Genomic DNA, 26,475 nt, shown 5'->3' with positions numbered 1-26,475 from the left:
GTCTACGGAATCCCCAACTCGAAGATGACGTAGTGCGCGTACCAGCCCGACGCGAGCGCCGCCGTGGAGAAGAACACCGCCAGGCTCGGCCACTTCAGCCGGTTCATCGCGGCCGCCGGGGCCAGCAGTAGCGGGAAGGCGGGCAGCAGGTAGCGCATGGTGTTGCCGAACATCTGCTGAGTGCCCAGCACGGCGACGACGGTCGCCAGGGTGTACGCGGCCAGGACCAGCGGCGGCCGCCTGCGCAGCATCAGCACGACCAGGAACGGCAGTGCCAGCACCAGTTGTACGGAGAGCAGGTCCGAGGTGGCGAAGGCGAAGAGGTAGTCGTGGTGGCCGACCGCCTGGTTGGCCAGGACGTCGAAGGTGTAGGAGCCGAAGTCGAAGTAGTGCGCCCATCCTTCGCGCTGGAGCGTGAAGTACGCCATGGGCTCACCCGTGGCCCATCCGACCCAGGCGACATAGGCGATCAGGCCCAGGGGAGCGATGACCATGGCGAGAAGGGGCCCCGGTACGCCGTGCTCGCGCCGGCTCTCCCGCCGGAGCAGCGTCATCAGGGCGGCGAGGCCCACGGCGCCGATCAGCGCGGCGGACGTCGGCCGGTTGAGGCCGGCCAGCAGGGCGAGCAGTCCGGCCGTCTTCCAGCGCCGGGTCATCACGCAGTAGCAGGTCCAGGCGGCGAGGGCGACGTACAGGGACTCCGAGTACACCGCCCACTCGACGCCGGCGCCGGGGGCCACGGCCCACAGTCCGGCGGCGATGGTGCCCGCCCGGGCGCCCGCGAGCAGGCGGATCACGGCGAAGATCCCGGCGGCCGCGACGAACGACGCGAGCACCGAGACCAGGATCGCCGAGCCATACAGGCCGAGTCCGGTGATCCCGGAGGTCAGCCGGATCATCTCCGGGAACAACGGGAAGTAGGCCACCGAGTTCTGCTGGACCGTGAACAGCCCGCCCGAGGCGAGCCGTTCCAGCCGCGGGTGGTAGCCGTACTCGGCGACCTGGAGGTACCACCAGCCGTCCCAGGTGGCGAGGACGTCCCACCAGTGGGCGCCGCCGCCGAAGCGCGGAGGCTTCCCGTGGAAGTCCCCGGCGCTCTCCAGCAGGCCGGCGAAGACGGCGAGGCCGACGAGCTTCGTGACGCCGTACAGGACGAGCGGCGCCAGATACGGCCGCGCGCGCACCGCGAGCGGCCGGCGCCCGCCGCCGCGCGGCAGTTCTTCCCGCTCTTCCCGCCCCTCGGCAGGCACACCCGGCGACGTTTTGGCCGACGCCTCGGTGTCCTCTGCGTCCGTGGCCTCCGCGGATGCCTCGGTGTCCGCGTTTCCGGCAGTCGCGTTCATGGCCGACGCCCCCTGTCCCCTGACCCCCACAGGCCCCTCCGCCGCTCCCGAGTACGCAAGAGTCGGGAGGGACTGTGAGCTTCCTGTCATACGATCGAACCAGAGTCGCATATCCGTGCGCGCCGGGGGGCCCGGGGAGGGATAAGGGTGGGCGAAGTAGCGGAACCGACGACCGTGCTGTCGGTCGTCGTACCCATGTACAACGAGGAGGCGGCGCTGCCCGCCCTGGTCTGCCGGCTGCGTCCGGTGCTGTCGGACCTGGGGGTCGCCTACGAGGTCGTCGCGGTGGACGACGGCAGCAGCGACCGTACGGCCGAACTCCTCACCGCCTTCCGGCAGGGCTGGCCCGAGTTGCGTGTGATCACGCTGCGCCGGAACTCCGGCCACCAGGCCGCCCTCACCGCCGGCCTGGACCGCGCGGTCGGTGCCTATGTGGTGAGCCTGGACGCGGATCTCCAGGACCCGCCCGAGAAGATCCCGGACATGCTCGCGCTGGCCCGCGCCGAGGGCCTCGACATCGTCTACGGCGTCCGCGCCGACCGCAGCAGCGACACCCGGTTCAAGCGCTGGACGGCGGGCGGCTACTACCGGCTGATGCGCCGGCTCGCGGGCCACTCGGTGCCCGCACAGGCCGGCGACTTCCGGTTGCTCAGCCGCGCCGCCGTGGAGGCCCTGAAGGAACTGCCGCACCAGCAGCGGGTCTACCGCCTGCTCGTACCCTGGCTGGGCTTCCCGAGCGGCGAGGTGACCTACGAGCGTGCCCCGCGCTCCGCGGGCACCACCAAGTACCCCCTCAGCCGGATGGTCCGGCTCACCGTCGACAGCGTCACCGGCTTCTCCGCCGCGCCGCTGCGGCTGGCCACCTGGCTGGGCACCGGCGCCTTCCTGGTCTGCATGGCGCTGCTCGTCTACACCCTCGGCGCCTACGCCCTGGGCCTGACGGTGCCCGGCTGGACCTCGCTGTTCACCGGCATCGTGTTCATCGGGGCGGTCCAGCTGATCTGCCTCGGGCTGCTCGGCGAGTACGTCGCGCGGATCTACACGGCCGTGCAGAACCGGCCGGCGTACTTCGTCGGTCACGACTCGGCGGTGCCCCGGGCGGACCGCGTACCGGCGCCTGCTCGCCCGCGTGAGGACGTCCTGACGCGGGAGTGAACCGGACCTCCTGCCGCAATGGGTCATTCGGAGCAATCCGGGCGGGCCCCCCGGTCCCGCCCATTTGTTTTGACCGCAGCGAATGCGGTAGGTACGCTCAGACCTTGTGCCTGGGGTGTGCCCTGGCTCCCGTGCGTGCCTTCAACCGCAGGGCGAGCCGACACCGGCCACCGTGATCCGCGCCCTTTCTGCCTTGCGGCGGAGGTTTGCGGGATTCGACACACCCGACCGCGTGGGTCGGCGACGTTCCAGGTTAGCTTCACCATTCGGCACACAGAAACCGGAGAAGTAGTGCCTACGATCCAGCAGCTGGTCCGTAAGGGCCGGCAGGACAAGGTCGAGAAGAACAAGACGCCCGCACTTGAGGGTTCCCCTCAGCGTCGTGGCGTCTGCACGCGTGTGTTCACGACCACCCCGAAGAAGCCGAACTCGGCCCTGCGTAAGGTCGCGCGTGTGCGTCTGACCAGCGGCATCGAGGTCACGGCCTACATTCCGGGTGAGGGACACAACCTGCAGGAGCACTCCATCGTGCTCGTGCGCGGCGGCCGTGTGAAGGACCTGCCGGGTGTTCGCTACAAGATCATCCGCGGCTCCCTCGACACCCAGGGTGTCAAGAACCGCAAGCAGGCCCGCAGCCGCTACGGCGCCAAGAAGGAGAAGTAAGAATGCCTCGTAAGGGCCCCGCCCCGAAGCGCCCGGTCATCATCGACCCGGTCTACGGTTCTCCTCTGGTGACCTCCCTCATCAACAAGGTGCTGCTGAACGGCAAGCGCTCCACCGCCGAGCGCATCGTCTACGGCGCCATGGAGGGTCTGCGTGAGAAGACGGGCAACGACCCGATCATCACGCTGAAGCGCGCGCTGGAGAACATCAAGCCGACCCTCGAGGTCAAGTCCCGCCGCGTCGGCGGTGCGACGTACCAGGTTCCGATCGAGGTCAAGCCCGGTCGCGCCAACACGCTCGCGCTGCGCTGGCTCGTCGGTTACTCCCGCGCCCGTCGCGAGAAGACCATGACCGAGCGTCTGCTCAACGAGCTGCTCGACGCCTCGAACGGCCTCGGTGCGGCCGTGAAGAAGCGCGAGGACACCCACAAGATGGCCGAGTCCAACAAGGCCTTCGCGCACTACCGCTGGTAGTCGCTACCCACATCGAGACCGAGAGAAGACTGAAGCCTTATGGCTACCACTTCACTTGACCTGGCCAAGGTCCGCAACATCGGGATCATGGCCCACATCGACGCGGGCAAGACGACCACCACCGAGCGGATCCTGTTCTACACCGGCGTTTCGTACAAGATCGGTGAGGTCCACGACGGCGCTGCCACGATGGACTGGATGGAGCAGGAGCAGGAGCGTGGCATCACGATCACGTCTGCTGCGACCACCTGCCACTGGCCGCTCGAGGGCGACGACTACACCATCAACATCATCGACACCCCGGGTCACGTCGACTTCACCGTCGAGGTGGAGCGCTCCCTGCGCGTGCTCGACGGTGCCGTGACGGTGTTCGACGGTGTCGCCGGTGTCGAGCCGCAGTCCGAGACGGTGTGGCGTCAGGCCGACCGTTACGGCGTGCCGCGCATCTGCTTCGTCAACAAGCTGGACCGTACCGGCGCCGAGTTCCACCGCTGCGTGGACATGATCTCGGACCGCCTGGGCGCCCAGCCGCTCGTCATGCAGCTCCCCATCGGCGCTGAGGCCGACTTCAAGGGCGTCGTGGACCTGGTCCGCATGAAGGCGCTCGTGTGGTCCGCCGAGGCCGCCAAGGGCGAGATGTACGACACCGTCGACATCCCCGACACGCACGTCGAGGCTGCCGAGGAGTGGCGCGGCAAGCTGGTCGAGGCCGTCGCGGAGAACGACGAAGAGATCATGGAGCTCTTCCTCGAGGGCCAGGAGCCCACCGAGGAGCAGCTGTACGCCGCGGTCCGTCGCATCACCATCGCGTCCGGCAAGTCCAGCGACACCACGGTCACCCCGGTGTTCTGCGGTACCGCGTTCAAGAACAAGGGTGTTCAGCCCCTGCTCGACGCGGTCGTCCGCTACCTCCCGACGCCGCTCGACGTCGAGGCCATCGAGGGCCACGACGTCAAGGACGCCGAGGTCGTCGTCAAGCGCAAGCCGTCGGACGAGGAGCCCCTCTCCGCGCTCGCGTTCAAGATCATGAGCGACCCGCACCTCGGCAAGCTCACCTTCGTCCGGGTCTACTCGGGCCGCCTGGTGTCCGGCACCGCGGTGCTGAACTCCGTCAAGGGCAAGAAGGAGCGCATCGGCAAGATCTACCGCATGCACGCCAACAAGCGTGAGGAGATCGAGTCGGTGGGCGCCGGTGACATCGTCGCCGTCATGGGCCTGAAGCAGACCACCACCGGTGAGACGCTGTCCGACGACAAGAACCCGGTGATCCTGGAGTCCATGGACTTCCCGGCGCCGGTCATTCAGGTCGCCATCGAGCCCAAGTCCAAGGGTGACCAGGAGAAGCTGGGTGTCGCCATCCAGCGTCTCGCGGAGGAGGACCCCTCCTTCCAGGTCCACTCGGACGAGGAGACCGGCCAGACCATCATCGGTGGTATGGGCGAGCTGCACCTCGAGGTGCTGGTCGACCGTATGCGCCGTGAGTTCAAGGTCGAGGCCAACGTCGGCAAGCCGCAGGTCGCGTACCGCGAGACGATCCGCAAGGCCGTCGAGCGCGTGGACTACACCCACAAGAAGCAGACCGGTGGTACCGGTCAGTTCGCCAAGGTGCAGATCGCGATCGAGCCCATCGAGGGCGGCGACGCCAGTTACGAGTTCGTGAACAAGGTCACCGGTGGCCGTATCCCGAAGGAGTACATCCCTTCGGTGGACGCCGGTGCTCAGGAGGCCATGCAGTTCGGCATCCTGGCCGGCTACGAGATGACGGGCGTTCGCGTCACGCTCATCGACGGTGCCTACCACGAGGTCGACTCCTCCGAGCTCGCCTTCAAGATCGCCGGTTCGCAGGCCTTCAAGGAGGCCGCGCGCAAGGCCAGCCCCGTGCTGCTCGAGCCGATGATGGCCGTCGAGGTCACCACGCCCGAGGACTACATGGGTGAGGTCATCGGCGACATCAACTCCCGCCGCGGCCAGATCCAGGCCATGGAGGAGCGTCACGGTGCCCGCATCGTGAAGGGCCTCGTGCCCCTCTCGGAGATGTTCGGCTACGTCGGAGACCTCCGCAGCAAGACGTCGGGTCGCGCAAGCTACTCGATGCAGTTCGACTCCTACGCCGAGGTTCCGCGGAACGTCGCCGAGGAGATCATCGCGAAGGCCAAGGGCGAGTAACGCACCGCGTTTCCACGCTTTAGGCTTGACTCCGGAGCCTCAAGGGGTATTCAGCCGCATTCCCGGATGAATGCCCCGGGTTCCGGGCTTTCCAGCAAAGATCACCTGGCGCCGATGAAGTAAGGCGTACAGAACCACTCCACAGGAGGACCCCAGTGGCGAAGGCGAAGTTCGAGCGGACTAAGCCGCACGTCAACATCGGCACCATCGGTCACATCGACCACGGTAAGACGACCCTCACGGCCGCCATTACCAAGGTGCTGCACGACGCGTACCCGGACCTGAACGAGGCCTCGGCCTTCGACCAGATCGACAAGGCTCCTGAGGAGCGCCAGCGCGGTATCACCATCTCGATCGCGCACGTCGAGTACCAGACCGAGACGCGTCACTACGCCCACGTCGACTGCCCCGGTCACGCGGACTACATCAAGAACATGATCACGGGTGCCGCGCAGATGGACGGCGCCATCCTCGTGGTCGCCGCCACCGACGGCCCGATGCCGCAGACCAAGGAGCACGTGCTCCTGGCCCGCCAGGTCGGCGTTCCGTACATCGTTGTCGCCCTGAACAAGGCCGACATGGTGGACGACGAGGAGATCCTGGAGCTCGTCGAGCTCGAGGTCCGTGAGCTCCTCTCCGAGTACGAGTTCCCGGGCGACGACGTCCCGGTCGTCAAGGTCTCGGCGCTCAAGGCGCTCGAGGGCGACGCCGAGTGGGGCAAGTCGGTCCTGGACCTGATGAAGGCCGTCGACGAGTCGATCCCGGAGCCGGAGCGCGACGTCGACAAGCCGTTCCTCATGCCGATCGAGGACGTCTTCACGATCACCGGTCGCGGTACGGTCGTCACCGGCCGTATCGAGCGTGGTGTCCTGAAGGTCAACGAGACCGTCGACATCATCGGCATCAAGCCGGAGAAGACCACCACCACGGTCACCGGCATCGAGATGTTCCGCAAGCTGCTCGACGAGGGCCAGGCCGGTGAGAACGTCGGTCTGCTGCTCCGCGGCATCAAGCGCGAGGACGTCGAGCGCGGCCAGGTCATCATCAAGCCGGGCTCGGTCACCCCGCACACCGAGTTCGAGGCCCAGGCCTACATCCTGTCCAAGGACGAGGGTGGCCGCCACACGCCGTTCTTCAACAACTACCGTCCGCAGTTCTACTTCCGTACGACGGACGTGACCGGCGTTGTGACCCTCCCCGAGGGCACCGAGATGGTCATGCCGGGTGACAACACCGAGATGAAGGTGGAGCTCATCCAGCCCGTCGCCATGGAAGAGGGCCTGAAGTTCGCCATCCGTGAGGGTGGCCGCACGGTGGGCGCCGGCCAGGTCACCAAGATCAACAAGTGAGCCCAGCTCTCTTGAGGGTCTGACCCTCTGGGTCGACTGACCTGAAGAGGCCCGTACGACGATTTCGTCGTACGGGCCTCTTCGCATTCCGGTGCCGGACTATCGGCCTCCGCGCGGTCAGGCGGTGCCGGTGCCGGTGCCGTTGTACGGGCTCGGGATGATGCAGAAGTCGATGGACGTGATGTCGTAGAAGCCCCCCACGTTCCCGATCGGGGCGTGGAGATGCGTGTCGAACGCAACCCCGCTGGGGAAGCCGGTGCCCGCGTCGTACGTGTAGCGGTTGGCGGTGACGTTGCTGTGGACGATGACCTGGCGAGCGGCGAGGGGGCCGCTGATCGAGAAGTCGAACGTCTGGGTGTCACTGGTGAGGGTGACGACGATCTGTCCGACGGTGTCGACGTTATGAGCCGACTCCCCGTCCGGCACGGGCTTCACCAGAAAGCTGCTGGTGCCGACGGGGCAGGTGGTGTCGTTCCCCACTTCCTCGGGCAGTACGTCCTGACCGCTCGGGGGGCCCGGGTCCAGCTGCCGGGCCGACGCGGGGCTGCCGACGACGCCGAGAACCACGGCTGTGGTCAGGCCGGCGCCGAGGAGCCGGGCTCCCCATCTCGCGCGTCGCGGCTGTCTCCTTGCTCGGGTGGCTACTCGCATACGAATACTTCTCCCTGTTTCCTGGGTGTACCGGATTATTTGGGTCGACTGACCTGAAGAGGCCCGCACGGCGTGGTGCGGGCCTCTTCGCGTTCCCGGCGCGGTCAGGCGGTGCCGGTGCCGTGGCCGTTGTACGGGCTGTTGATGAGGCAGAACACGATGCTTGTGAGGTTGTTGAACGCGCCCCCGGCTTCCGCGCTCGGGGCGTGGAGAAGCCCGTCCTGGGCACGGCCGTTGGGGAAGCCGGTGCCCGCGTCGTAGCTGTACCGGTTGGCGCTGGGAGTGCTGTGGACGATGATCTGGCGGGCGGCGAGGGGGCCGGTGATCGAGAAGTTGAACGTCTGGGTGGTACTGGTGACGTCGACGGCGATGTGTCCGACGTCGAGGATCTCGAACTCGTTGTGCCCGGTCGGGATTGGGCTCAGCAGCGAGAAGGTGATGTCGGTGCCGTCGGGGCAGAACGTGCCGTTCCCGACTTCCTCGGGCTGCACGTTTCCGGGGCTGCTCGGGGCTCCCGGGTCAAGTTGCCGGGCCGACGCGGGGCTGACGGCGACGCCGAGCGCCACGACGGTGGTCAGGCCGGCGCCGAGGAGCCGGCCTCCCCATCTCGCGCGTCGCGTCTGTGTCCTTGCTCGGGTGGCTACTCGCATGGCGAGTACTCCTCCTTGTTTTCTGGGTGTACCGGACCTTGCCCGCGCGGACCCTCACGGCTTATCGGTCGGCAGTTTGAATGGTGAACATCTATCCGCAGCCGGGTTGCATTACATTCGCATGATCAGACCGCCGTGGCGCTGCACGACTCCCTGTTTCTGAGCCGTTCGGATTTCATAACGGGCCGGAAAGGTGACGCGCGCCGTCGCGGCGCGGTACCCCACACGTCCGCCGTTACGATGCCGAATTGTCAGCCTGTCCCGACGGCACCGAATGAGGTACTACATCGATGCAGGGGTACATCGAGGTCGACACCGAGATGGAACGCGCGATGACACAGGTCATCGATGCGTTTCCGTTCCGCGGTTATTTCGATCCGGCGATCTCCGGACACATCTCCATCGCCCAGACCGTTCAGCGGTTCCTCAAACCGGGATCGCGGATCCTGGACTTCGGTGCGGGCCCGGCGGACAAGACCGCTGTGCTCGCGGCGCTGGGGTACGAGTGCACCGCCGTCGACGACCTCCAGGACGAATGGCACAAGCGGGGCCGCGCCCGCCAACTCATCCTCGAATTCGCCGAGAAGATGGGCATCGAGTACATCCCTCTCGACGGCGGCCCTCTTCCCGACACCGAACCCTTCGACCTGGTGATGCTGCACGACGTACTGGAGCATCTGCACGACTCGCCGCGTGATCTGCTGAACGGCCTGCTGGAGCGGGTCCGCAACGAGGGCTATCTGTTCGTCACGGTCCCCAACCACGTCAACCTGCGCAAGCGCCTCGACGTACTGCGCGGCAGGACCAGCCATCCGCAGTTCGAGCTCTACTACTGGTACCCCGGCAACTGGCGCGGCCATGTGCGCGAGTACACCGAGGGCGACTGCGTGGGGCTCGCCAAGGCGCTGGGGCTGAAGCCGCGTGAGGTGCGCGGTGCCCACCACATGCTCTGCAAGGTGCCGCCGCGGTTCCGGCGGGCCTATCTGGCCGCGAGCCGGTTCATGCCGTCGACCAGGGACACGTGGTCGATGGTCGCGCAGAAGCCGCCGGGGTGGGTGGCCAAGCCGGAGCTCGACGACACGGAGTTCCGCGAGCTGACCGGCCTCAAGTCGTGGGGCGAACTGGCCCACTGAGGCGCGTTCGAGCGTGGGGGCCCGGGATGTTCCGGGCCCCCACGCTTCGTGTGGTTCAGCTGCCGTTCGACGGAATGAAGCAGAACCTGATGTGGTTGATGTGGGGATCTGAGTCGGGGGCGACGAGTTGCTCGTCCGACGCCATGCCGTTGGGCCGGTAGTCGTAGGCGTTGGTGTCCCTGCCGCCCTTGACGAGCACCACGCCGGCGACAAGCTGACCGTGGAAGTCGAACCTCTCCAGGGTGCGCCCGTCATCGCTGAGGTTGATGTCGAGGGTGCCGGTCAGCGTCCCGTCGTCGCTGGTGACCGGGATGCCGGTCGCGTCCTTGGGGGCCAGGTTGACGTCACCTACGAAGCCGTCCGGGACGTCGTCACACGTCGGGTTTCCCGAGAGGACGGTGGGGTCCACCACGGCCACACGCTGCTGCTGTGCCGCCGCGGGACCGGCGAGGCCGAGCGACAGCGCCGTGGTCAGGCCGAGGCCGATCGCCGCCAGCCGCGCCCCCCTGGACTGTGTCTTTCGCATGAAGATTGCTCCTTCTTTCTTCTGGGTCTACCGGGCCCTTGGTCCTGGGTGTACCGGAACGCGCCCTCGCGAACTCCCGTGCCTTTTCTGAGGCAGTCCGAGTGATGAACCTCTGTCCGTCGCCGGGCATTTATACGTTTGCATGACTGGACCGCCAAGGCGTGCCGCGGCTCCTCATTCCTCATCCATTCGGACTTCGTTAAGATCCGTAAAGGTGATTAATTCCGGGGCTGGGCCGAACGAGGGATTCCCATCTGACGTGTCGTCAGGCGTGTCGTGGTCAACTGCCGTGCTCCCGTGGGACGTCGCCCGCCTCTACCCAGTAGTAACTCCACAAAGTAGGACATGTGTATGTAAAAGTTGATATACACATCGCATGAGGCGCGCTCAGCGCCTACTTCGGGGTCACAGGGGAGAACCATGCGGCAGTCCACCCGTGCGGCATCACGGCAGGCGGTGCCTCACGCACCGAACCGGGCCGCAGCGCGTTCAGGTCCGTGGGCCGGGCGGTACGTTCCGGTCGCGGTCTGTGCCGACATCGCAGGAGTGACGCTGCCGACGGCGGCGGCCTTCCGGGTGATCGGCGAATCTCACTTCGTACACCAGGCCGTGGTGATCGGCCTCGTCTGGCTGCTCGTGCGCGTCGTCGCGCGGCGGTACGCGTCCTGGAGCTGGGACGAAGGCGCGCCGATCGGACCCGTCGTACGGGACTGGCTGGTGCTGTTCGGTGCCCTGGCCGCTCTGCACACCGTGTCCGGTTTCGGTGGCGCACCCGCTCCCGCGGCGGCCGCGCTGTGTCCGGCGCTGGTAGTCGCCGTGCTCTGCCGCAAGGCGGTTCACCGCCGTGTGCTGGCCGCGCGCCGACACGCCCGGGCGCTCCGACGCGTCCTCGTCATCGGCGAGGCCGGGACGGTGGACGCCGTGGTCGCCCAGTTGGCCGAGCGTACCGATCACGGGTACGTGGTGGTCGGGGCGTGTGCGGTGGGGGAGGGGGACGTGGCGTCCGGCGTGCGGGTCTGCGCCCGGCTGTCCGCCGACGAGCCGGACGGGCTCGACGCGGATGCCGTACCGGTGCGGGAAGCGGTCGAGTCGCTCGGTGCCGATCTGGTCTTCGTGGCCACGAGCCGGCGTCTGTCCGGCGCCCGGCTGCGACGGCTCTCCTGGGCCCTGCACGACCGGGGCTGCCCGCTGATGGTCCTGCCGGGCATCACCGAGGTGGCCCGGCGCCGGGTCAGGCTCACGTCGGCGGCGGGGCTGACCCTGCTGCACATCGCGCCGCCGGCGCGCCGCGGTACGGCGACGCTGCTCAAGGGCGCCACGGACCGGGCGGGTGCGCTGCTCCTGCTCCTCGCGCTGTCTCCGCTGTGCGCCGTCCTGGCGCTCGCCGTGCGCATGGGCTCGCCCGGGCCGGTGATCTACCGTCAGACGCGCGTCGGGCGGGACGGAGCGCCCTTCCCCATGTGGAAGTTCCGGACCATGGTCGTGGACGCGGACCGGATGAAGAGCGACCTGGCGGCGGTGAACGAGCACGACGGCCACATGTTCAAGATGCGCCGGGACCCGCGTGTCACGTCCGTCGGCCGCCTGCTGCGCCGCTCCTCGCTCGACGAACTGCCCCAGTTGGTCAACGTGCTGCTCGGCCACATGTCGCTGGTGGGCCCCCGCCCGCCGCTCCCCGAGGAAGTCGCCCGCTACGACGAGGTCGAGATGCGCCGGCTGAGCGTCAAGCCCGGCCTCACCGGGCTCTGGCAGGTGAGCGGACGGTCCGACCTGACGTGGCACGAGACCGTCTCGCTCGACCTGCGGTACGTGGACAACTGGTCGTGGACCTGGGACATGGCGGTCATGGCCCGCACGGTCCGGGCCGTGCTGGACGGGCGCGGGGCCTACTGAGCGGTGACGAGCGGGCGGGGCTCGGCCGCCTCGGATTCCTCCGTGCTCAGCCATGACGCGTAGGTGGACGCGATCCCGTCCCGCAGGGCGATCTTCGGCCGCCAGCCGAGCTCGGTCATGCGGGAGAGGTCCAGCAGCTTGCGCGGCGTACCGTCCGGCTTCGTGGTGTCGAAGGTGGTCCGGCCCCGGTAGCCGACGACCTCCCCGACGGTCCGGGCCAGTTCGCGGATCGTCAGGTCGTCGCCGCATCCGACGTTGACGGGCAGGTCATCGTCGTAGTGGCGCAGCAGCGTCACGCACGCGTCGGCGAGGTCGTCGACGTGCAGGAACTCCCGGCGCGGCGTGCCGCTTCCCCAGAGGACCACCTCGTCCTGGCCGTCCCGCTTCGCCTCGTGGAAGCGGCGGATGAGGGCCGGCAGGACGTGCGAGGACTCCGGGTCGAAGTTGTCGCCGGGGCCGTAGAGATTGGTCGGCATGGCGCAGATGTACGAGGCGTCGTACTGCCGTCGGTAGGACTGCACCTGGACGATGCCCGCGATCTTGGCCAGCGCGTACGGCTGGTTGGTCGGCTCCAGGGGGCCGGTGAGCAGGGCCTCTTCGCGGATCGGTTGCGGCGCGAGCCGGGGGTAGATGCAGGACGACCCCAGGAACAGCAGACGGCGTACACCGGCGGCGTACGCCGCGGAGATCACGCTCAGCTGGATGCGCAGGTTGTCCTCGATGAACTGCACCGGATGGGTGCTGTTGGCCATGATGCCGCCCACTCTGGCCGCGGCCAGGACGACGGCGTCCGGCCGGGTGTCATGCAGGAACGCGGCGGTGGCGGTCGCGTCGCGGAGGTCGAGTTCGGACCGGGTCCGGGCGAGGACCTCGTATCCGTCGGCCGTCAGGCGGCGGACCAGCGCGGAGCCGACGAGACCGCGGTGACCGGCGACGTACACACGGGCGGATGAGGGGAGTAGATCTTCCATGTGGGGCATTTTGCACCACATCGGCATGATTGCGGTGATTCTTTCCGACACTTCACGGAGACTCGCAGGGCTGGGCACGCACATGATCGACCTCAGGAGGACCACGCGATGGAGCGTTCCCTACGGGGATTCACGGGAGCCGGTTACGACAAGGGCCGTCCCCTGCTCGTTCAGGCGGCCTGGTTCGCCGTCCTCAACCTTGTCTTCGTCAAGTGGTGGTTCCCGGCCCGCTGGCGCCCGGCCCTGCTGCGGGCCTTCGGTGCGCGGATCGGGCAGCGCGTCCTGATCCGTCAGCGGGTGCGCGTGCACTGGCCGTGGCGGCTGGACGTCGGCGACGACGTGTGGATCGGCGACGGCGCCTGGCTGCTGAACCTGGAGCGGATCACGATCGGCAGCGACGTGTGCGTGTCCCAGGACGCGCTGCTGTGCACGGGAAGCCACCAACGGCTCAGTCCCACCTTCGAATTCGACAACGGGCCCATCCGGCTGGAGCCCGCGTCCTGGATCGGCGCGCGGGCCGTCGTCCTGCGCGGTGTCACCGTCGGCCGCGGGGCCGTGGTGGGCGCCGCGGCGGTCGCCCGCCGCGATGTCGCTGCGGGCTCGGTCCTCGCGAGGGAAGCGACAGGAGCGGCGGCATGAGGCTCGTCCATGTGGTGACGCTCGTCAGCGACGACGGCGCGTACGGCGGTCCCACGAGCGTGGCCACCGGGCAGCTCGAAGAGTGCGCCGCGCGAGGACATGACGTCACGCTCGTGTCCCTGTGGCAGGGCAACTCCCCGGCACCGGCCCGCATCGGCTCGGTGCCCCTGCGGACCCGCCCCGCGCGCTCCCTCCTTCCCGGGCGCTTCACCGGGCTCATGCACCCGCTGCTGGTGAGGGACATGTGGCGGGCCATGGGCGCGGCCGACGTGGTGCACATCCATGCCGGGCGCGACCTCGTCTCCCTCGCCGCGCTCACCGTCGCGACCCTGCGGCGCAAGAGGTTCCTGGCGCAGACGCACGGCATGGTGGCGCCCCGCCGCGCGGCCGCCGTCCGGCTCTTCGACCGCGTGTACGTGCCGCTCCTGCGCCGGGCGCGCGGCTGCCTGGTCCTCACCGAGCAGGAGCGGCAGGCGCTGGCCGAGGTCATCGGCCCGGGCGGCCCGTCGCTGCTGACGCTGCCCAACGGGGTGCGTGCGGCGGACGACGGCGGTGTGGTGCGGCGAGGGCGCGGCCGGGAGGTGCTCTTCCTCGCCCGGCTCCATCCGCGCAAGCGCCCCGAGGCGTTCGTCGAGATGGCCGCCCTGGTCCACCGGAAGCTGCCCGACGCCCGGTTCACCCTCCACGGGGCGGACGAGGGGTCGCTGCCGGCGGTGCGCAGGCTCATCGCCTCCCATGGACTCCAGGACGTCGTCTCCTACGGCGGTGCGCTGGAACACGCCGAGGCGGTACGGGCCTACGGCAGGGCGGACGTCTATGTGCTGCCCGCTGTCGACGAGCCGTTCGGGATGACCGTGATCGAGGCGCTGTCCGCGGGCACCCCGGTGGTGGTCACCGACGGCTGCGGCATCGCGGACGAACTGGCCCGCCGAGGTGCGGCGGTGGTCACCGACGGCAGTCCGCGCGAGCTGGCCGAGGCGGTGTGCGGGGTGCTCGCCGACGAGGAACGGGGCGATGCCCTGGCTAAAGCCGGTCGTCGCGTCGTGGCGGAGACCTATTCCATCCACGCGGTGACGGACCGGCTTGAGGAGATCTATCGGCGTACGTGTCATTTCGGCTGTCTGGAGTAACTGTCCCGTGCGGCGCCCTGTTTCCGGATTATTCTCGCCGGAGAACCCTTATAAGGTCCCTACATCATTGCCTGCTCACAGCATTGTCCGCCCCGCCACCGGTGAACTAACAACGGAGACGAGTTCTACGCATGATCCAGCAATTGCGTGGCGACACACAGAATGCGCGGCCCGCCACGGATGTGGTCATCATCGGGGGGTGCGGCCGGGTGGGACTTCCCCTCGGAATCGCGCTCGCCGCGCACGGAATGCTTTCGGTGACGCTCTACGACATCGACGCCGCCGCCGTCGACAAGGTCAATCGGGGAGAGCTTCCGTTCCTGGAGAAGGAGGCCGCCGAGCCGCTGCGCGCGAGCGTGCGCGACGGTCTGCTGCGGGCCACGACCGACGGCGCCAGCGTCGCCACGACGGAGAACCTCATCGTGGTGGTGGGGACGCCCGTGGACGAGCATCTCAACCCGGATCTCGGCGCCGTCCCCAGGGCGTTGGAGCGCTGCGCGGAGCATCTGCGCGACGGCCAGCTCGTCATGCTCAGGAGCACGGTGCATCCCGGGGTCACGGCGCTGACCGAGCGGCTGCTGGAGCGCCTCGGCCGCTCGGTGGACGTGGCCTTCTGCCCGGAGCGCATCGCCGAGGGCGCCGCCATGACCGAGCTGTTCGAGCTGCCGCAGCTGGTGGCGGCCCGCACGCAGCGGGCCGGTGACCGGGCCGAGAAGTTCTTCCGCACGCTCACGGACAGGATCGTCCGGGTGGAGCCGGAGGAGGCCGAGCTCGCCAAGCTGTTCGCCAACACCTGGCGCTACATCAAGTTCGCGACGGTCAACCAGTTCTGGATGATGGCGAACGATTTCGGGCTCGACTTCGAGCGCATCCGTCAGGCGATCACGTACGAATATCCGCGTGCCGCCGACATGCCGGGAGCGGGATTCGCCGCAGGCCCCTGCCTGCTCAAGGACACGCTGCAGTTGGCGGCGTTCACCGGCAACAATTTCGTGCTGGGGCACGCGGCCATGCTCGTCAACGAGGGACTGCCGCTCTATCTCGTGTCGCGTCTGGAAAACAGATTTCCGCTCGCGGACACGCGGGTCGGCGTACTCGGCATGGGATTCAAGGCCGGCAGCGACGATATGCGCGAAAGCCTGTCGTTCAAGCTGCGCAGAATTCTGATGGCCAAGGCACGGGAAACGCTCTGCACCGACCCGTACATCAGCGACGCGCGCTTCGTGGAGCTGAGCGAGGTCATGGACCGGGCCGACGTCCTGGTCATCGCCACACCGCACCGCGAGTACCGGGATCTGGCGACGGATAAACCGGTCGTGGACCTCTGGGGCGTCACCGGCAGAGGCGTTCGGGTCTGACCGGACGTACGGCGAAGGCAACCCCACACCAGGCCCGGTGCCCCGCCCGGGGCACCCGGCACGCACACCGCACCAGAAAGGTCACCCGTGAAGGTTCTCGTCACCGGCGCGTCCGGTCTGATCGGCAGTTACCTCGTCCGGGAGCTGCTCCACCAGGGGCACACCGTCGTGGGCCTGGACAACTTCTCCAAGTACGGCGCCGCCCGCCGCACCGCGGTCGAGGATCCGCGCTACCGGCTGGTCGAGGGGGACGCCCGCGACACGGACCTGCTGGCGGACCTGCTGGCCGACTGCGATCACTTCGTCGCCGGGGCAGCCATGATCGGCGGAATCTCCTACTTCCACACCTACGCCTACGACCTCCTGGCCACCAACGAGCGCATCACCGCCGCCGCCTGCGACGCCGCGATCCGGGTCCACGGCAACGGGCCGCTGCAGAAGGTGACGTACCTGAGCTCCTCGATGGTGTACGAGAACACCGACACCTGGCCGTCCCGGGAGGGCGACGAGCAGCGCATCCCGCCGCCGTCGTCGTCGTACGGCTTCCAGAAGCTGGCGGTGGAGTACTTCGCGAGGGCCGCCTACGACCAGCACGGCCTCCCGTTCACCATCGTGCGGCCCTTCAACTGCGTGGACGTCGGGGAGGAGCGGACCGTCGGGCAGAGCGAGGAGCGCTCCGGCGACCTCAAGATCAGCATGTCGCATGTCGTTCCCGACCTGGTGCAGAAGGTGCTGAAGGGGCAGGACCCCCTCCACGTCCTCGGCAGCGGCGCCCAGGTGCGGCACTTCACCTACGGCGGGGATCTGGCCCGCGGCATCTGCGCGGCGATCCTCCACCCCGAGGCGACGGGCGAGGACTTCAACCTGGCGAGCGCGGAGCCGACCAGCGTGCTGGAGCTGGCGGAGCGGATCTGGCACAAGGTCAAGGGGCCCGACGAGCCGTTCCGGTACACGACCGACCGGCCCTTCGAGCACGATGTGCAGCGCCGTACCCCCGACGTGTCCAAGGCCAGGGACGTCCTCGGCTTCACCGCGACGACCACGCTGGACGAGATCCTCGACAAGGTCATCCCCTGGGTGCGCCAGGCGATCGTCGAAGGCCGGCTCTGACACATGGACTTCTCCAGCGCACTGAGGGAGCTCTCGCAGGTGCAGAAGCCGGCCCGCGGAGCTCCCTTCTACGCGCGGTTCGTCAACCGGCCGGCCGGCCGGGTGCTCGCGGCCACGGCGCACCGTATAGGGCTCTCGCCCAACCAGGTGACCGTGGCCAGTGCGACGGTCACCTTCTCGGCCCTCGCCGCGACCGCCGTGTGCCCCCCTACCCACGCGCTCGGCGCCTGGGTCACCCTCGCCCTGCTCCTCGGCTTCGCGCTCGATTCCGCGGACGGCCAGCTCGCCAGGCTGCACCGGTCGGCCAGCCCGTCCGGTGAGTGGATGGACCATGTCGTCGACTGCGCGAAGCTCCTCGGCATCCACGCGGCGCTGCTGATCTCGTTCTACCGCTTCTTCGACCTGCCGCGTCCCACCGCGCTGTTCGCCCCGATCGGCTTCCAGTTCGCCGCTGTCGTGCTCTTCTTCGGGGGAACCCTGAAGGACCAGCTGAGACGGCGAGGGGCCGACGCGCCTGCCGGTCCCGGGGCGCAGCCCTCCGCCGTGCGCGGGCTCGCGCTGCTCCCCGTGGACTACGGCCTGCTGTGCCTGATCTTCCTGTTCCTGGGCAACCACAAGCTGTTCCTCGCGCTGTACCTCGCCCTGCTCGCGGCGCACGTGGTGCTGGTGCCGGCGTGCCTCGCCAAGTGGTTCTGGGAGCTCTCCTGACGGAGCCGGGCCCGCCGAGGAGTCGGCGGGCCGCTTCCCGGGCCGGTCGTCACCGGATTCCCCGGCCGGCCGTCACCGGGCCAGAGCCTCCGACAGCATCGCGGTGATCCGGCCCAGCCCGGCCTCCGGGCTCAGCCGCTCTCGTACGTAGGCGGGTCCGTGTGCGCCGAGCTCGGCCGACCGCTCGCGATCCCGCATCAGTTCCGATACGGCACCGTGCAGCGCGTCGGCGTCCTCCGCGCGGACGACGACTCCGGCACCCGAGCGCCGTACCTCCTGCGCCGTGCCGCCCTGTGGGGCCACCGAGGCCACGACGGGACGTCCGCTCGCGAAGTACGACGTCAGCTTGGAGGGCAGGCTCATGTCGAGCACGGACGCCCGCTGCGTGACCGCGAGGACGTCCGCCGCGGCCAGCACGTCGGGGAAGTCCGCGTCGGACGCGGGCGGCAGGAAGCCGAGGTTCGGCAGGCCCGCGGCGAGGCGCTCCAGGTGGCTGCGGCAACTGCCGTCGCCCATGAGGAGGATGCGCAGGCGCGGGGTGGCGCGGGCCGCGAGGCGAGCGGTCTCGACCAGCACCTCCAGGCCCTGCTTGAGCCCCATGTTGCCCGAGTGCAGCAGGACGAACTCCTCGTCCTTCCAGCCGAGTTGCGCCCGTACCGCCTGGCGGTCGCCGGACGGGGGCGTCACGTGGGTCCAGTTGGGGACGACCCGGACGCGCGGCTTCGGCACGCCCATGGCGGTGACGCGGTCCACGAACGACTCGTGCACCACGCCGATCAGCGCGGCCGTGCGCAGGATCCGCGACTCCGCTCCGGCCACCAGGGACGCCACATGGCCGCCGCCCCTGATCCCGCTCTGCGCGGCCGCCGCACCCATGAGGTCCTGCACCACGACCACGTGCGGCACCCTGTGGCGGCGGGCGATCCGGCCGCCGAGCACGCCGCCCGCGAGCGTGGGGATCTGACTCAGCACCAGGTCGGGCCGTGCGGCCGGCGGCCGGATCGAGCCGTGCGCCAGGAAGGTGGCCTCGTAGGCCGCCCTCAGCAGTGCGGTCTGGCGTGCGGGGACGAAGCCGCGGCGCCGATGGACCCGGACACCTCCCCGGTTCTCCACCATGCGCCAGCGCCCTCGGTAGTCACCGTGGACCCGCCAGCCCGGATAGTGCGGCATTCCCGCCAGGACGTCGACGTCGGCGCCGCGAGCCGCGAGGTGTTCCGCGGTCAGCGTCGAGTAGGGCGCGATCCCGGCGTGCTCGGGCGCGTAGTTGGTCGACACGAGGAGAACGCGGCGACCTTCGAACGTTTCAGTCATTTGAGGAAAATACGGCACAAATGTGGAAACTCTTGGCGAGAAACGCCCTCGGTCTCGCCCTTTATGTCTGTTAAGTGAGCTATAAATCGGTCTGCTGATTCATTCGGTTTGCTGCCTTGGATGAGGGGATGCAGGTGCAGGACGGTCAAGTCCGTTGCATGGCCGCGGTCTGGTTCTGGGCCCTGGTGCTACTCGTCCTTCTGCCGGGGCTGGTGCTGCAGAACCCGGGGGCGCGCTCCGAGGTGGTGCTCGCGGGACAGTGCATCGTCGTGGCGCACGCCGGCGGAGCGCTCACCCGCCTGCTCACCGCTCCGTCGGTCAGGCTCGTCGCCCTGGGCTTCTGGCTCTTCGCCTACGTCTGGCTCGGGCTGGCGCCGCTCGCGATGCTCGCCACCGACACCTACCCCCTCGGCTACCGGACCAGCGACACCACGGCGCTCGCCGCCGTCGCCCTGACCGAGCTCGGGCTCCTCGCCTACAGCGCCGGAACGGTGCTCGCCGCCCGGCACGCGGGCGGCCGGTCGCTCGTCCTCGAACCATTGCTGTCGCGCAGGTTCGCCCCCATGCCGGTGCTGGTGCTGTGCGGACTGGCGCTCGTACTCGCGGTCGTGCTGATCCCCGAGCAGGAAGGGGGCTGGCACGCCTTCTTCGCCAGCAGGCAGGCCGTACGGCAGTCGGGAGTCGCCTCGGACGTGTCGCGTGTGATGCGCGTCTGGGTCCTGTCCGTCCCCGCCTTCTGGGCCCTGGTGGGACTGGTCCTGCTGGCCCGCCGGGCCAAGGGCGACCGGCTGCTGCGTTGGCTGCGCTGGGCGCTGCTCCCGTTCCTCGCCCTCGTCAACGTCATCGTCAACAACCCGATCAGCAGGCCGCGTTTCTGGGCCGGAACCGTCCTGCTGGTGCTGCTCTTCTCCTGGCGCCGGTTCAACACCCGCCGCGCCTTCCGCGTCACCGCCGCGGCGATGACGGTCGCCCTGCTGCTGGTCTTTCCGTACGCCGACTACTTCCGTTACGACAAGCGGGAAGCCATCCATGTGGTGTCGGTGACGGAACAGCTCACCACGAACATGGACTACGACGCCTTCCAGCAGATGCAGACCGGCGTCGACGCCGTGCGGGAGACCGGCTTCTCGCCGTCGGCCGCACTCGGCGCGGCCCTGTTCGTGGTGCCGCGCTCCGTGTGGCCGGACAAGCCTGAAGACACCGCCATCAGACTCGCCCGGTACGCGGGCTACAAGTTCGACAACCTCTCGGCCCCGCTGTGGATCGAGAGCTACCTCTGGGGCGGCCCTCCCTGTGTGATCGCCGTCTTCTGTCTGCTGGGAGCGGCCGGCCGTCGTATGGACGACATCCGGGAACGGCTGGGGGACAGGCAGGCCGTGCTGGCCGTGCCGCTGATCCCGGCCTTCGCCTTCTACCAGCTGATCCTCCTGCGCGGCAGCCTCATGGCGATCATCGGGCCGCTGCTGCTGCTCCTGACCATTCCGCTCTTCCTCACCACCCGTGCCGCCCGGCCATCCCGTGTCCCTGTACCGGTGCAGCCGTCCGCGACCGCAGGCCACGCACCCATCCCCGGATAAGGAGGCATCCGTGACCAGCCCCGCAAGCCTCGATGACCGGTACGACGAGCCGGACCAGCTCCGCGACCAGTTGCGCCGACTGCTCAGGTACCGCGTGACCCTCGCGCTCGGGATCGTCCTGGGGCTGCTCGGCGGCCTGCTGCTGGTGCAGCTGCGCACGAACGGTTACGCCGCCACCAGTGATGTGCTCATCCGCACCCGGTCGGATCCGTCGTTCGGCACGTCCAGCGACAACCAGGTGGCCATGGGCACGGAGCGGCGGATGGCGCTCAGCGCCGCCGTCGCGGCCCGCGCGGCCGAGGCACTGCACGAGCCGTCCCGGGCCGGCGCGTTGCTGACGGACCTGTGCGTCACGAATCCACCGAACACGCAGGTGCTCCGGTTCGAGTACACGGCGAGCACCGCGAAGCGGGCGGCCCGGGTGAGCAACGTGTTCGCGGACGCCTACCTCGCCGACCGCCAGGTCAGGACCAAGACTCTGGTGACGCGGATGACGAGCGGGCTGGAGCAGCAGATCGCGGGGCTGGACAAGCAGATCGCCGCGATGGACGAGAGCGACAGCGACGCCAAGTCCGGGACCACGGCGGATCAGGCCACGTCCGCGGCGAACAAGGCCGCGACCGCAAGTCTGCAGGGCCAGATCGAGGCGCTGAACAAGCGGATCGCGGAGATCAGGTCCTACGACACCGCCGGCGGCGACCTCGTCGTGCACCGGGCCGAGCCGCCCGCGCTGCCCTCGGGACCGGGCCGTGTCTGGCTGATCGGCCTCGGCCTGCTGATCGGCCTCCTCGTGGGCATCGTCCTCGCCTGGCTGCGGTCCGCGCTGGATCCACGGGCACGCTCGGTCGGCGAGATCCAGGGGGCGCTGGGCGCTCCGGTGCTGGGGCTCCTCCCGCGCTCCGGCAAGAGGGGCGAACTGCTGGAGGTCGGCCGGTCCGGCGGCACCCGCGCGGAGGCGTACCGGGCGCTCGCCTTCCGCCTGCGCCGGGACGAGGGCCGTACGCCCTGCGGCACGCTCCTGGTCGTGGCGCCGAAGCGGGACCGCAGGGCCGAGGCCGCCGCGGTCAACCTCGCCGCCGCGTTCGCCGAGTCCGGTGACGACGTACTGCTGGTGGACGCCGCCTCGAGCACCCGCGGCCTGGCGACGCGGCTGCCGCTCGCCGCCGAGGCCGCCGACACGGCGGGCGGCCGGGTCGTCGTCGACGCGGGCAAGGCCGGACGCTTCCGGCTCCTCCCCGACACGCGCGCCGCCGCCGACGGCTCCCCGGAGCCCGCCATGGTGACACGCGCGCTGCCCGGCGCCGATTCCGGAATCTCGGCGCTTGTCCTCGCTCCGCCTCTCCTCGAACACGCCGACGGCCTCGCGATCGCCCCCCGCGTCGACGGTGTCCTCGTGGTGGGCGGACTGAAGGACATGAGGCGCGACGACCTCAAGCGGGTGCGCGAGCTGGTCGGCTGCTCGGGCGGACGCATCGTGGGCGTGGTGCTCGACGGCGGGAAACGGCGGGGCCGACAGCGCCGGATGAAGAGCACGGGCCTGGCCACGAGGCCGGTCGCGTCCCTGCAGCACGCGGACGGCACGGCGCAGGAGGAACTCGGCCGGCCGCAGGACGACTCGCTCACCGCCTCCCGATGACGAACGCCACCGAAACCGCCCCCGCCCCCGCGGTCGCGCCTGCCCCGAGTGGAGTGGCGGCGACCGCGCGCGGCGGGTGGTGGGGCTTTCTGGGTTCGACGGTCAACGCCGTCTTCGGCTACCTCCTGGTCACCCTGGTCACCCGGGCCCTGGGGGCGCACGGATCGGGGGCGGTGTTCACCGGCGTCGCCGCCTTCACCATCCTCAGCAACACGTGCAAGCTCGGCGCCGACACCGGGCTGGTGCGCTTCGTCTCCCGCGACATGGCCACCGCCGGCGGCCACCGCGTGGGCGCACTCCTGCGCAGCGCCCTCGTACCGGGAGCCGCGGCGAGCACCGCGGCCGCCGCGCTGCTCTTCCTGACCCCCTCGACGGCCACCTCCCTGCTGCCGACCCTCGCGCCTCACGACGCCGTCACCCTGGTCCGGCTCTTCGCCGTCTTCCTCCCCGTGGCCACGGTCACCCTGATCCTGCTCGGCGCGACCCAGGGCTACGGCACGGTGGTGCCGTTCGTCGGCGTCGAACAGGTCGTCAAACCGGTCCTGCGCGTGATGATCGCCGTACCCGTGGTGCTGCTGGCCCCGGGGGTGCTGAACCTGGCCGCCGCCTGGCTCGTCCCCTCCCTGGCCGGCGCCCTCATCGCCTGGCTCGCGCTGCGCCGGTGCCGTAGTACGAGCCATCGGCGTACGCCCGGAGCCGACGCGGCCGATGCGCGCCGGGGGTTCTGGGCGTTCGCCGCACCCCGGGCCGTCTCCGCCATCTTCGACATCAGCTCGGTCTGGGTGGGGGTGATCCTGCTGTCGTGCCTGGGCACGAGCGACGAAGCGGGCATCTACACCGCCGTCAGCCGGGTCATCGTCGCGGCCACGCTGCTCCAGCTCGCCGTCCGCCTGGCCTTCGCCCCGGAGATCAGCCGCCTCCTGGCCGTCGACGAGAGCCAGCAGGCCTGCCAGCTGCACCGCATCTCGACGCGCTGGATCGTGCTCTTCTCCTGGCCGTTGTTCGTGCTCCTCGGGAGCTTCCCGGGCACGGTCCTGTCCCTCTTCGGGCCGGAGTTCGTCCAGGGATCGGACGCCCTGGTCGTCCTCTGTGTCGCCTCCGCGATCAACGTCGGCGTCGGCAACGCCCAGACCGTGCTGCTCATGGCCGGCAAGAGCTCCTGGCACCTGGGGGCCACCGCCGCCGCGTTCGCGGTCCAGTTGACCGTCGGCATCCTCGCCGTTCCCCGCATCGGTGTCCTGGGAGCCGCGGTGTCGTGGGGAGCGGCCATCGTCGTCGAAAACCTCATGGCGGCCGTTCTGGTACGGCATCATCCGGGATTCACAACCGTGGACCGCGGATATCTCGCCGCGACCGGAGTAGGTCTGTTTCTCACCGCGGTTCTGGTTATTCCCGCCCGACTCGTGGCCGGTGATACTGTCATTGGACTCGCCGCCGGAATTGCCTTGGGAATCGCCGTGCTCGGTATAAGTTTGAGCCGTTTTCCGGACGTGCTGGGAGTTCACGATCTGATCGGCATCCTCCGTAAACGGGCCGCATGACACGCGACACCGGACATGGAAACCGGATACGGAACCGAATTCGCCGTAAAACTCTCGCTCCGTTCCTCTCCCCCGTACCACCTCCCTCCCTGAGGTATCGCATGCGTCTGAGAAATCGCACGATGAGGGTCATCACCACAGCGTCCACCGCGGCCCTCCTCGCAGCCGCCTCGCTCGTCACCGCCGCCAACTCGGCCGCCGGCGACCAGAAGACCACCCGCAAGATGCTGACCGCCCACCCGCTGTCGACCTGGCAGACGGACGGGATCGTCTGGTCGGTGGAGTACGTGCGCGGTGTCGTGTACGTCGGCGGTACCTTCGACAGCGTCCGGCCGCCGGGCGCGAAGCCCGGCGAAAAGACGGTCGCCCGCAAGAACTTCGCCGCGTTCGACGCCGTCACCGGCAAGCTGCTGCCGTGCACGCACTCCTTCACGGGCATCGGCGACACCGTGCGGGCGCTCAAGGCGTCGCCCGACGGCAAGAGGCTGTACGTCGGCGGCTCGTTCAACTACGTCGACAAGGCCCACGTGCACAACGCGGTCGCCCTCAACACCGGCAAATGCTCGCTGCGCAAGGACTTCCGCCCGGGCGTGTCGGCGACCGTCCGGACCTTCGAGACCACGGGCAAGACGGTCTACGTGGGCGGCGACTTCACGGTCGTCAACCACAAGACCAGGAACCGCATCGCGGCGCTCACGACCAGCGGCGAAGTGCTGCCGTTCAAGCTGGACCTCGACCGCGGCGTCCGGGCCATTCTGGCGGTACCGGATCACAACGAGGTCATCATCGGCGGCGATTTCCGTCATATCGACGGAAGGCTGGAGCGTTCGCTGGTCGCCGTGGACCCCAAAACAGGCAAGACCGTCATCGCCTTTCCGAACTGGATTCCGCCCAGGTCGGTGGTGAAAACGCTGGCGCGCGACCAAGACAACTTCTATCTGGGAGCCGAGGGCACGGGTACGGGAATCTTCGACGGCCGTATCGCCGCGCGTCTGTCCGACGGCAAGATGCTCTGGAGGGACGGCTGCGAGGGCGCCACCCAGTCCGTTCTCGTGTACAAGGGAGTCCTTTACAGCGGATCCCACGCGCATTATTGCGGCACCACACCGGGTGGTTTCCCCGAAGGGCGCCGTCGGCATTTCCTGGCGCAGTCGCCCGGTGACAAACGCATCCTGCACTGGTTCCCCGACACCAACGACGGACTCGGTGAGGGGGACGGCCCCCGGTCGATGGTCATGGCCGGCGACATCCTGTGGGCGGGTGGCGAGTTCACCGAGGTCAACGGCAAACCCCAGCAGAGCCTGACGCGCTTCGGGACGAGCCGCAACGCGGCCCCGCAAGCGGCTCCCGACCTCATCAGGGTCGACGACTCCCGCTCCGGCCACGTCACGCTCACCTGGCGCGCCGCATGGGACAGGGACGACGCGAACCTGACGTACCTGATCTACCGGGACGGCGTCCTCGTGGGCAAGAAGAAGCAGCAGTCGGCCGAGTGGGACCGCCCCGACATGACGTACACGGATTCCGCCACCACCGGCGGGACCCACCGCTACACGATCGCCGTCACCGACGGCAAGAACACCACGCCCCAGTCGAAGGCGGTGAAAGTGAGCACGGACGACCGAAGCCAACCGCTCACAGCCCCTGTAGACGTCGGAGCGATGTGATGGGGGAACGTCTCGGCTATGCGCCGGGGGCCTTCGACCTCTTCCATGTCGGGCACCTGAACATCCTGCGCCGCGCCCGGGAGCAGTGCGACCGGCTCATCGCGGGCGTCTGCTCCGACGACCTGGTCATGCAGCTCAAGGGACGGCCGCCCGTCGTACCGCTCGCCGAGCGACTGGACATCGTCCGCAGCGTCCGGTACGTGGACGAGACCTACGTCGCGACCGTGGACGACAAGCTGGAGATCTGGAAGGAGGTGGGTTTCGACGTCATCTTCAAGGGCGACGACTGGCTCGGCACGGACCTGTGGACGACGCTCGAAGCCGAATTCGCGAATGTGGGGGTGACGGTCGTCTTCTTCCCGTACACGGCGCACACCTCCAGCACGCTGCTGCGCAGCGCGCTCGGTCTCCTCGTCCCGGGCCATCACGCCGGGCCGGAGGTCCTGACCGCCCAGGAGTAGCCTCGACCCCTCGCAGGACGGCCCGCCGGTCTCGCCGGCGGGCCGTTTTCCGCGTTCTGCACCGGGCCGTGTTTGACCTGCGTCACCGCCGGGGTAAGGTCTTCGGCTCGATTGGCCAGGGCCATGCCCCGTATGGCAGACTGTCCGAGTTGCTCGGTCGAGTGTTGATGCTGCACGTCTCCCGCCGGGAGGACCGGAAGCGAGTCCCACAGTACTCGTCGCCCTAACTGCCTGATGGCAGCACTGGGGCGGACGTACGGGAATCTTCCGGGAAGTGTGGGCGCGGCACCGGCCAGGCGCCCGGTGGGCCTTCCGTCCCCGGTCCGCGGTTTCCGGAAGGGCCGTGTGCATTCCCCACAGGGGT

General features: G+C 68.9%; 23 protein-coding genes. 17 read left to right on the top strand and 6 right to left on the bottom strand.

What is annotated here, in order from left to right; translation table 11 throughout:
* Positions 1 to 2: 2 nt before the first annotated feature.
* Positions 3 to 1,343, bottom strand: a complete 1,341-nt coding sequence (locus tag ABZ910_RS19745) for a glycosyltransferase family 39 protein (protein WP_361366403.1) — start codon at positions 1,341 to 1,343, stop codon at positions 3 to 5.
* A 147-nt stretch (positions 1,344 to 1,490) separates the two neighbouring features.
* Here ABZ910_RS19745 and ABZ910_RS19740 point away from each other — a divergent pair, with 147 nt between their 5' ends.
* The 5 genes from ABZ910_RS19740 (at position 1,491) to tuf (ending at position 7,149) form a co-directional block, all read left to right on the top strand.
* Positions 1,491 to 2,498, top strand: a complete 1,008-nt coding sequence (locus ABZ910_RS19740; RefSeq protein WP_361366401.1) for a glycosyltransferase family 2 protein — start codon at positions 1,491 to 1,493, stop codon at positions 2,496 to 2,498.
* A gap of 291 nt (positions 2,499 to 2,789) precedes the next feature.
* Positions 2,790 to 3,161 carry a 30S ribosomal protein S12 gene (gene rpsL, locus ABZ910_RS19735; RefSeq protein ID WP_003948652.1) on the top strand — a complete coding sequence of 124 codons (372 nt, stop codon included), beginning with the start codon at positions 2,790 to 2,792 and terminating at the stop codon, positions 3,159 to 3,161.
* A gap of 2 nt (positions 3,162 to 3,163) precedes the next feature.
* Positions 3,164 to 3,634: a 30S ribosomal protein S7 gene (gene rpsG, locus ABZ910_RS19730; protein WP_003992340.1), complete on the top strand. Its 471-nt coding sequence runs from the start codon at positions 3,164 to 3,166 to the stop codon at positions 3,632 to 3,634.
* Positions 3,635 to 3,673: 39 nt separating this feature from the next.
* Entirely contained in the window at positions 3,674 to 5,800 is a 2,127-nt protein-coding gene (fusA, locus tag ABZ910_RS19725) for an elongation factor G (RefSeq protein WP_361366398.1), read from the top strand.
* Positions 5,801 to 5,955: 155 nt separating this feature from the next.
* On the top strand, positions 5,956 to 7,149 hold the full coding sequence (tuf, locus tag ABZ910_RS19720) for an elongation factor Tu (RefSeq protein ID WP_361366395.1): 1,194 nt from the start codon (positions 5,956 to 5,958) through the stop codon (positions 7,147 to 7,149).
* Between the two features lie 117 nt (positions 7,150 to 7,266).
* Here tuf and ABZ910_RS19715 read toward each other — a convergent pair whose 3' ends face one another.
* Both ABZ910_RS19715 and ABZ910_RS19710 read right to left on the bottom strand, forming a co-directional pair.
* Positions 7,267 to 7,716, bottom strand: a complete 450-nt coding sequence (locus tag ABZ910_RS19715) for a hypothetical protein (protein ID WP_361366393.1) — start codon at positions 7,714 to 7,716, stop codon at positions 7,267 to 7,269.
* Between the two features lie 188 nt (positions 7,717 to 7,904).
* Complete coding sequence (locus ABZ910_RS19710; RefSeq protein ID WP_361366390.1) at positions 7,905 to 8,450, bottom strand: hypothetical protein; 546 nt, start codon at positions 8,448 to 8,450, stop codon at positions 7,905 to 7,907.
* Between the two features lie 290 nt (positions 8,451 to 8,740).
* Between ABZ910_RS19710 and ABZ910_RS19705 the strand changes: the two genes are divergently transcribed.
* Positions 8,741 to 9,583, top strand: coding sequence for a methyltransferase domain-containing protein (locus ABZ910_RS19705; RefSeq protein ID WP_361366388.1), 843 nt, complete (start codon positions 8,741 to 8,743; stop codon positions 9,581 to 9,583).
* A 55-nt stretch (positions 9,584 to 9,638) separates the two neighbouring features.
* On the opposite strand, the gene ABZ910_RS19700 is transcribed toward ABZ910_RS19705, so the two are convergent.
* A complete protein-coding gene (locus ABZ910_RS19700) occupies positions 9,639 to 10,109 on the bottom strand; it encodes a hypothetical protein (RefSeq protein ID WP_361366385.1) in 471 nt (156 codons plus the stop codon).
* A gap of 546 nt (positions 10,110 to 10,655) precedes the next feature.
* Between ABZ910_RS19700 and ABZ910_RS19695 the strand changes: the two genes are divergently transcribed.
* Positions 10,656 to 12,002 (top strand): sugar transferase, encoded by a 1,347-nt coding sequence (locus tag ABZ910_RS19695; protein ID WP_361366383.1) that lies wholly within the window; start codon positions 10,656 to 10,658, stop codon positions 12,000 to 12,002.
* Here the strand turns inward: ABZ910_RS19695 and ABZ910_RS19690 are convergent.
* Positions 11,996 to 12,973, bottom strand: a complete 978-nt coding sequence (locus ABZ910_RS19690) for a GDP-L-fucose synthase (protein ID WP_361366380.1) — start codon at positions 12,971 to 12,973, stop codon at positions 11,996 to 11,998. The two genes, ABZ910_RS19695 and ABZ910_RS19690, sit on opposite strands and share 7 nt — an antisense overlap.
* A 108-nt stretch (positions 12,974 to 13,081) precedes the next feature.
* On the opposite strand from ABZ910_RS19690, the gene ABZ910_RS19685 reads away from it, so the two are divergent.
* The 5 genes from ABZ910_RS19685 (at position 13,082) to ABZ910_RS19665 (ending at position 17,918) form a co-directional block, all read left to right on the top strand.
* The gene (locus ABZ910_RS19685; protein WP_361366378.1) at positions 13,082 to 13,612 is read left to right on the top strand and encodes a putative colanic acid biosynthesis acetyltransferase; all 531 of its coding nucleotides are present in this window, start codon (positions 13,082 to 13,084) and stop codon (positions 13,610 to 13,612) included.
* The gene (locus ABZ910_RS19680; RefSeq protein ID WP_361366375.1) at positions 13,609 to 14,742 is read left to right on the top strand and encodes a glycosyltransferase; all 1,134 of its coding nucleotides are present in this window, start codon (positions 13,609 to 13,611) and stop codon (positions 14,740 to 14,742) included. The genes ABZ910_RS19685 and ABZ910_RS19680 overlap by 4 nt, the downstream gene beginning before the upstream one ends.
* A 131-nt stretch (positions 14,743 to 14,873) precedes the next feature.
* Positions 14,874 to 16,100 carry a nucleotide sugar dehydrogenase gene (locus ABZ910_RS19675; protein WP_361366372.1) on the top strand — a complete coding sequence of 409 codons (1,227 nt, stop codon included), beginning with the start codon at positions 14,874 to 14,876 and terminating at the stop codon, positions 16,098 to 16,100.
* Between the two features lie 87 nt (positions 16,101 to 16,187).
* The gene (locus tag ABZ910_RS19670) at positions 16,188 to 17,210 is read left to right on the top strand and encodes an NAD(P)-dependent oxidoreductase (protein ID WP_361366369.1); all 1,023 of its coding nucleotides are present in this window, start codon (positions 16,188 to 16,190) and stop codon (positions 17,208 to 17,210) included.
* 3 nt (positions 17,211 to 17,213) lie between these two features.
* Positions 17,214 to 17,918 (top strand): CDP-alcohol phosphatidyltransferase family protein, encoded by a 705-nt coding sequence (locus tag ABZ910_RS19665; protein WP_361366366.1) that lies wholly within the window; start codon positions 17,214 to 17,216, stop codon positions 17,916 to 17,918.
* A 72-nt stretch (positions 17,919 to 17,990) separates the two neighbouring features.
* Here the strand turns inward: ABZ910_RS19665 and ABZ910_RS19660 are convergent, their stop codons facing one another.
* Positions 17,991 to 19,229, bottom strand: a complete 1,239-nt coding sequence (locus tag ABZ910_RS19660; RefSeq protein WP_361366364.1) for a glycosyltransferase — start codon at positions 19,227 to 19,229, stop codon at positions 17,991 to 17,993.
* A 158-nt stretch (positions 19,230 to 19,387) separates the two neighbouring features.
* Between ABZ910_RS19660 and ABZ910_RS19655 the strand changes: the two genes are divergently transcribed.
* From ABZ910_RS19655 to ABZ910_RS19635, 5 genes are all read left to right on the top strand, one after another.
* Positions 19,388 to 20,806, top strand: coding sequence for a hypothetical protein (locus ABZ910_RS19655; protein ID WP_361366361.1), 1,419 nt, complete (start codon positions 19,388 to 19,390; stop codon positions 20,804 to 20,806).
* Positions 20,807 to 20,816: 10 nt separating this feature from the next.
* Positions 20,817 to 22,442, top strand: coding sequence for a hypothetical protein (locus tag ABZ910_RS19650; RefSeq protein WP_361366358.1), 1,626 nt, complete (start codon positions 20,817 to 20,819; stop codon positions 22,440 to 22,442).
* Complete coding sequence (locus ABZ910_RS19645; RefSeq protein WP_361366355.1) at positions 22,439 to 23,983, top strand: oligosaccharide flippase family protein; 1,545 nt, start codon at positions 22,439 to 22,441, stop codon at positions 23,981 to 23,983. Before ABZ910_RS19650 ends, ABZ910_RS19645 begins: the two co-directional genes overlap by 4 nt.
* A 122-nt stretch (positions 23,984 to 24,105) precedes the next feature.
* Positions 24,106 to 25,650 (top strand): fibronectin type III domain-containing protein, encoded by a 1,545-nt coding sequence (locus ABZ910_RS19640; RefSeq protein WP_361366352.1) that lies wholly within the window; start codon positions 24,106 to 24,108, stop codon positions 25,648 to 25,650.
* Positions 25,650 to 26,111 (top strand): adenylyltransferase/cytidyltransferase family protein, encoded by a 462-nt coding sequence (locus ABZ910_RS19635; RefSeq protein ID WP_361366349.1) that lies wholly within the window; start codon positions 25,650 to 25,652, stop codon positions 26,109 to 26,111. The genes ABZ910_RS19640 and ABZ910_RS19635 overlap by 1 nt, the downstream gene beginning before the upstream one ends.
* Positions 26,112 to 26,475 lie beyond the last annotated feature (364 nt).

The organism is Streptomyces sp. NPDC046805 (genome assembly GCF_040645355.1).
Lineage (GTDB): Bacteria > Actinomycetota > Actinomycetes > Streptomycetales > Streptomycetaceae > Streptomyces.
Note: the sequence above shows the minus strand (reverse complement) of the source record. Positions and strands in the feature narration are given on the sequence as shown.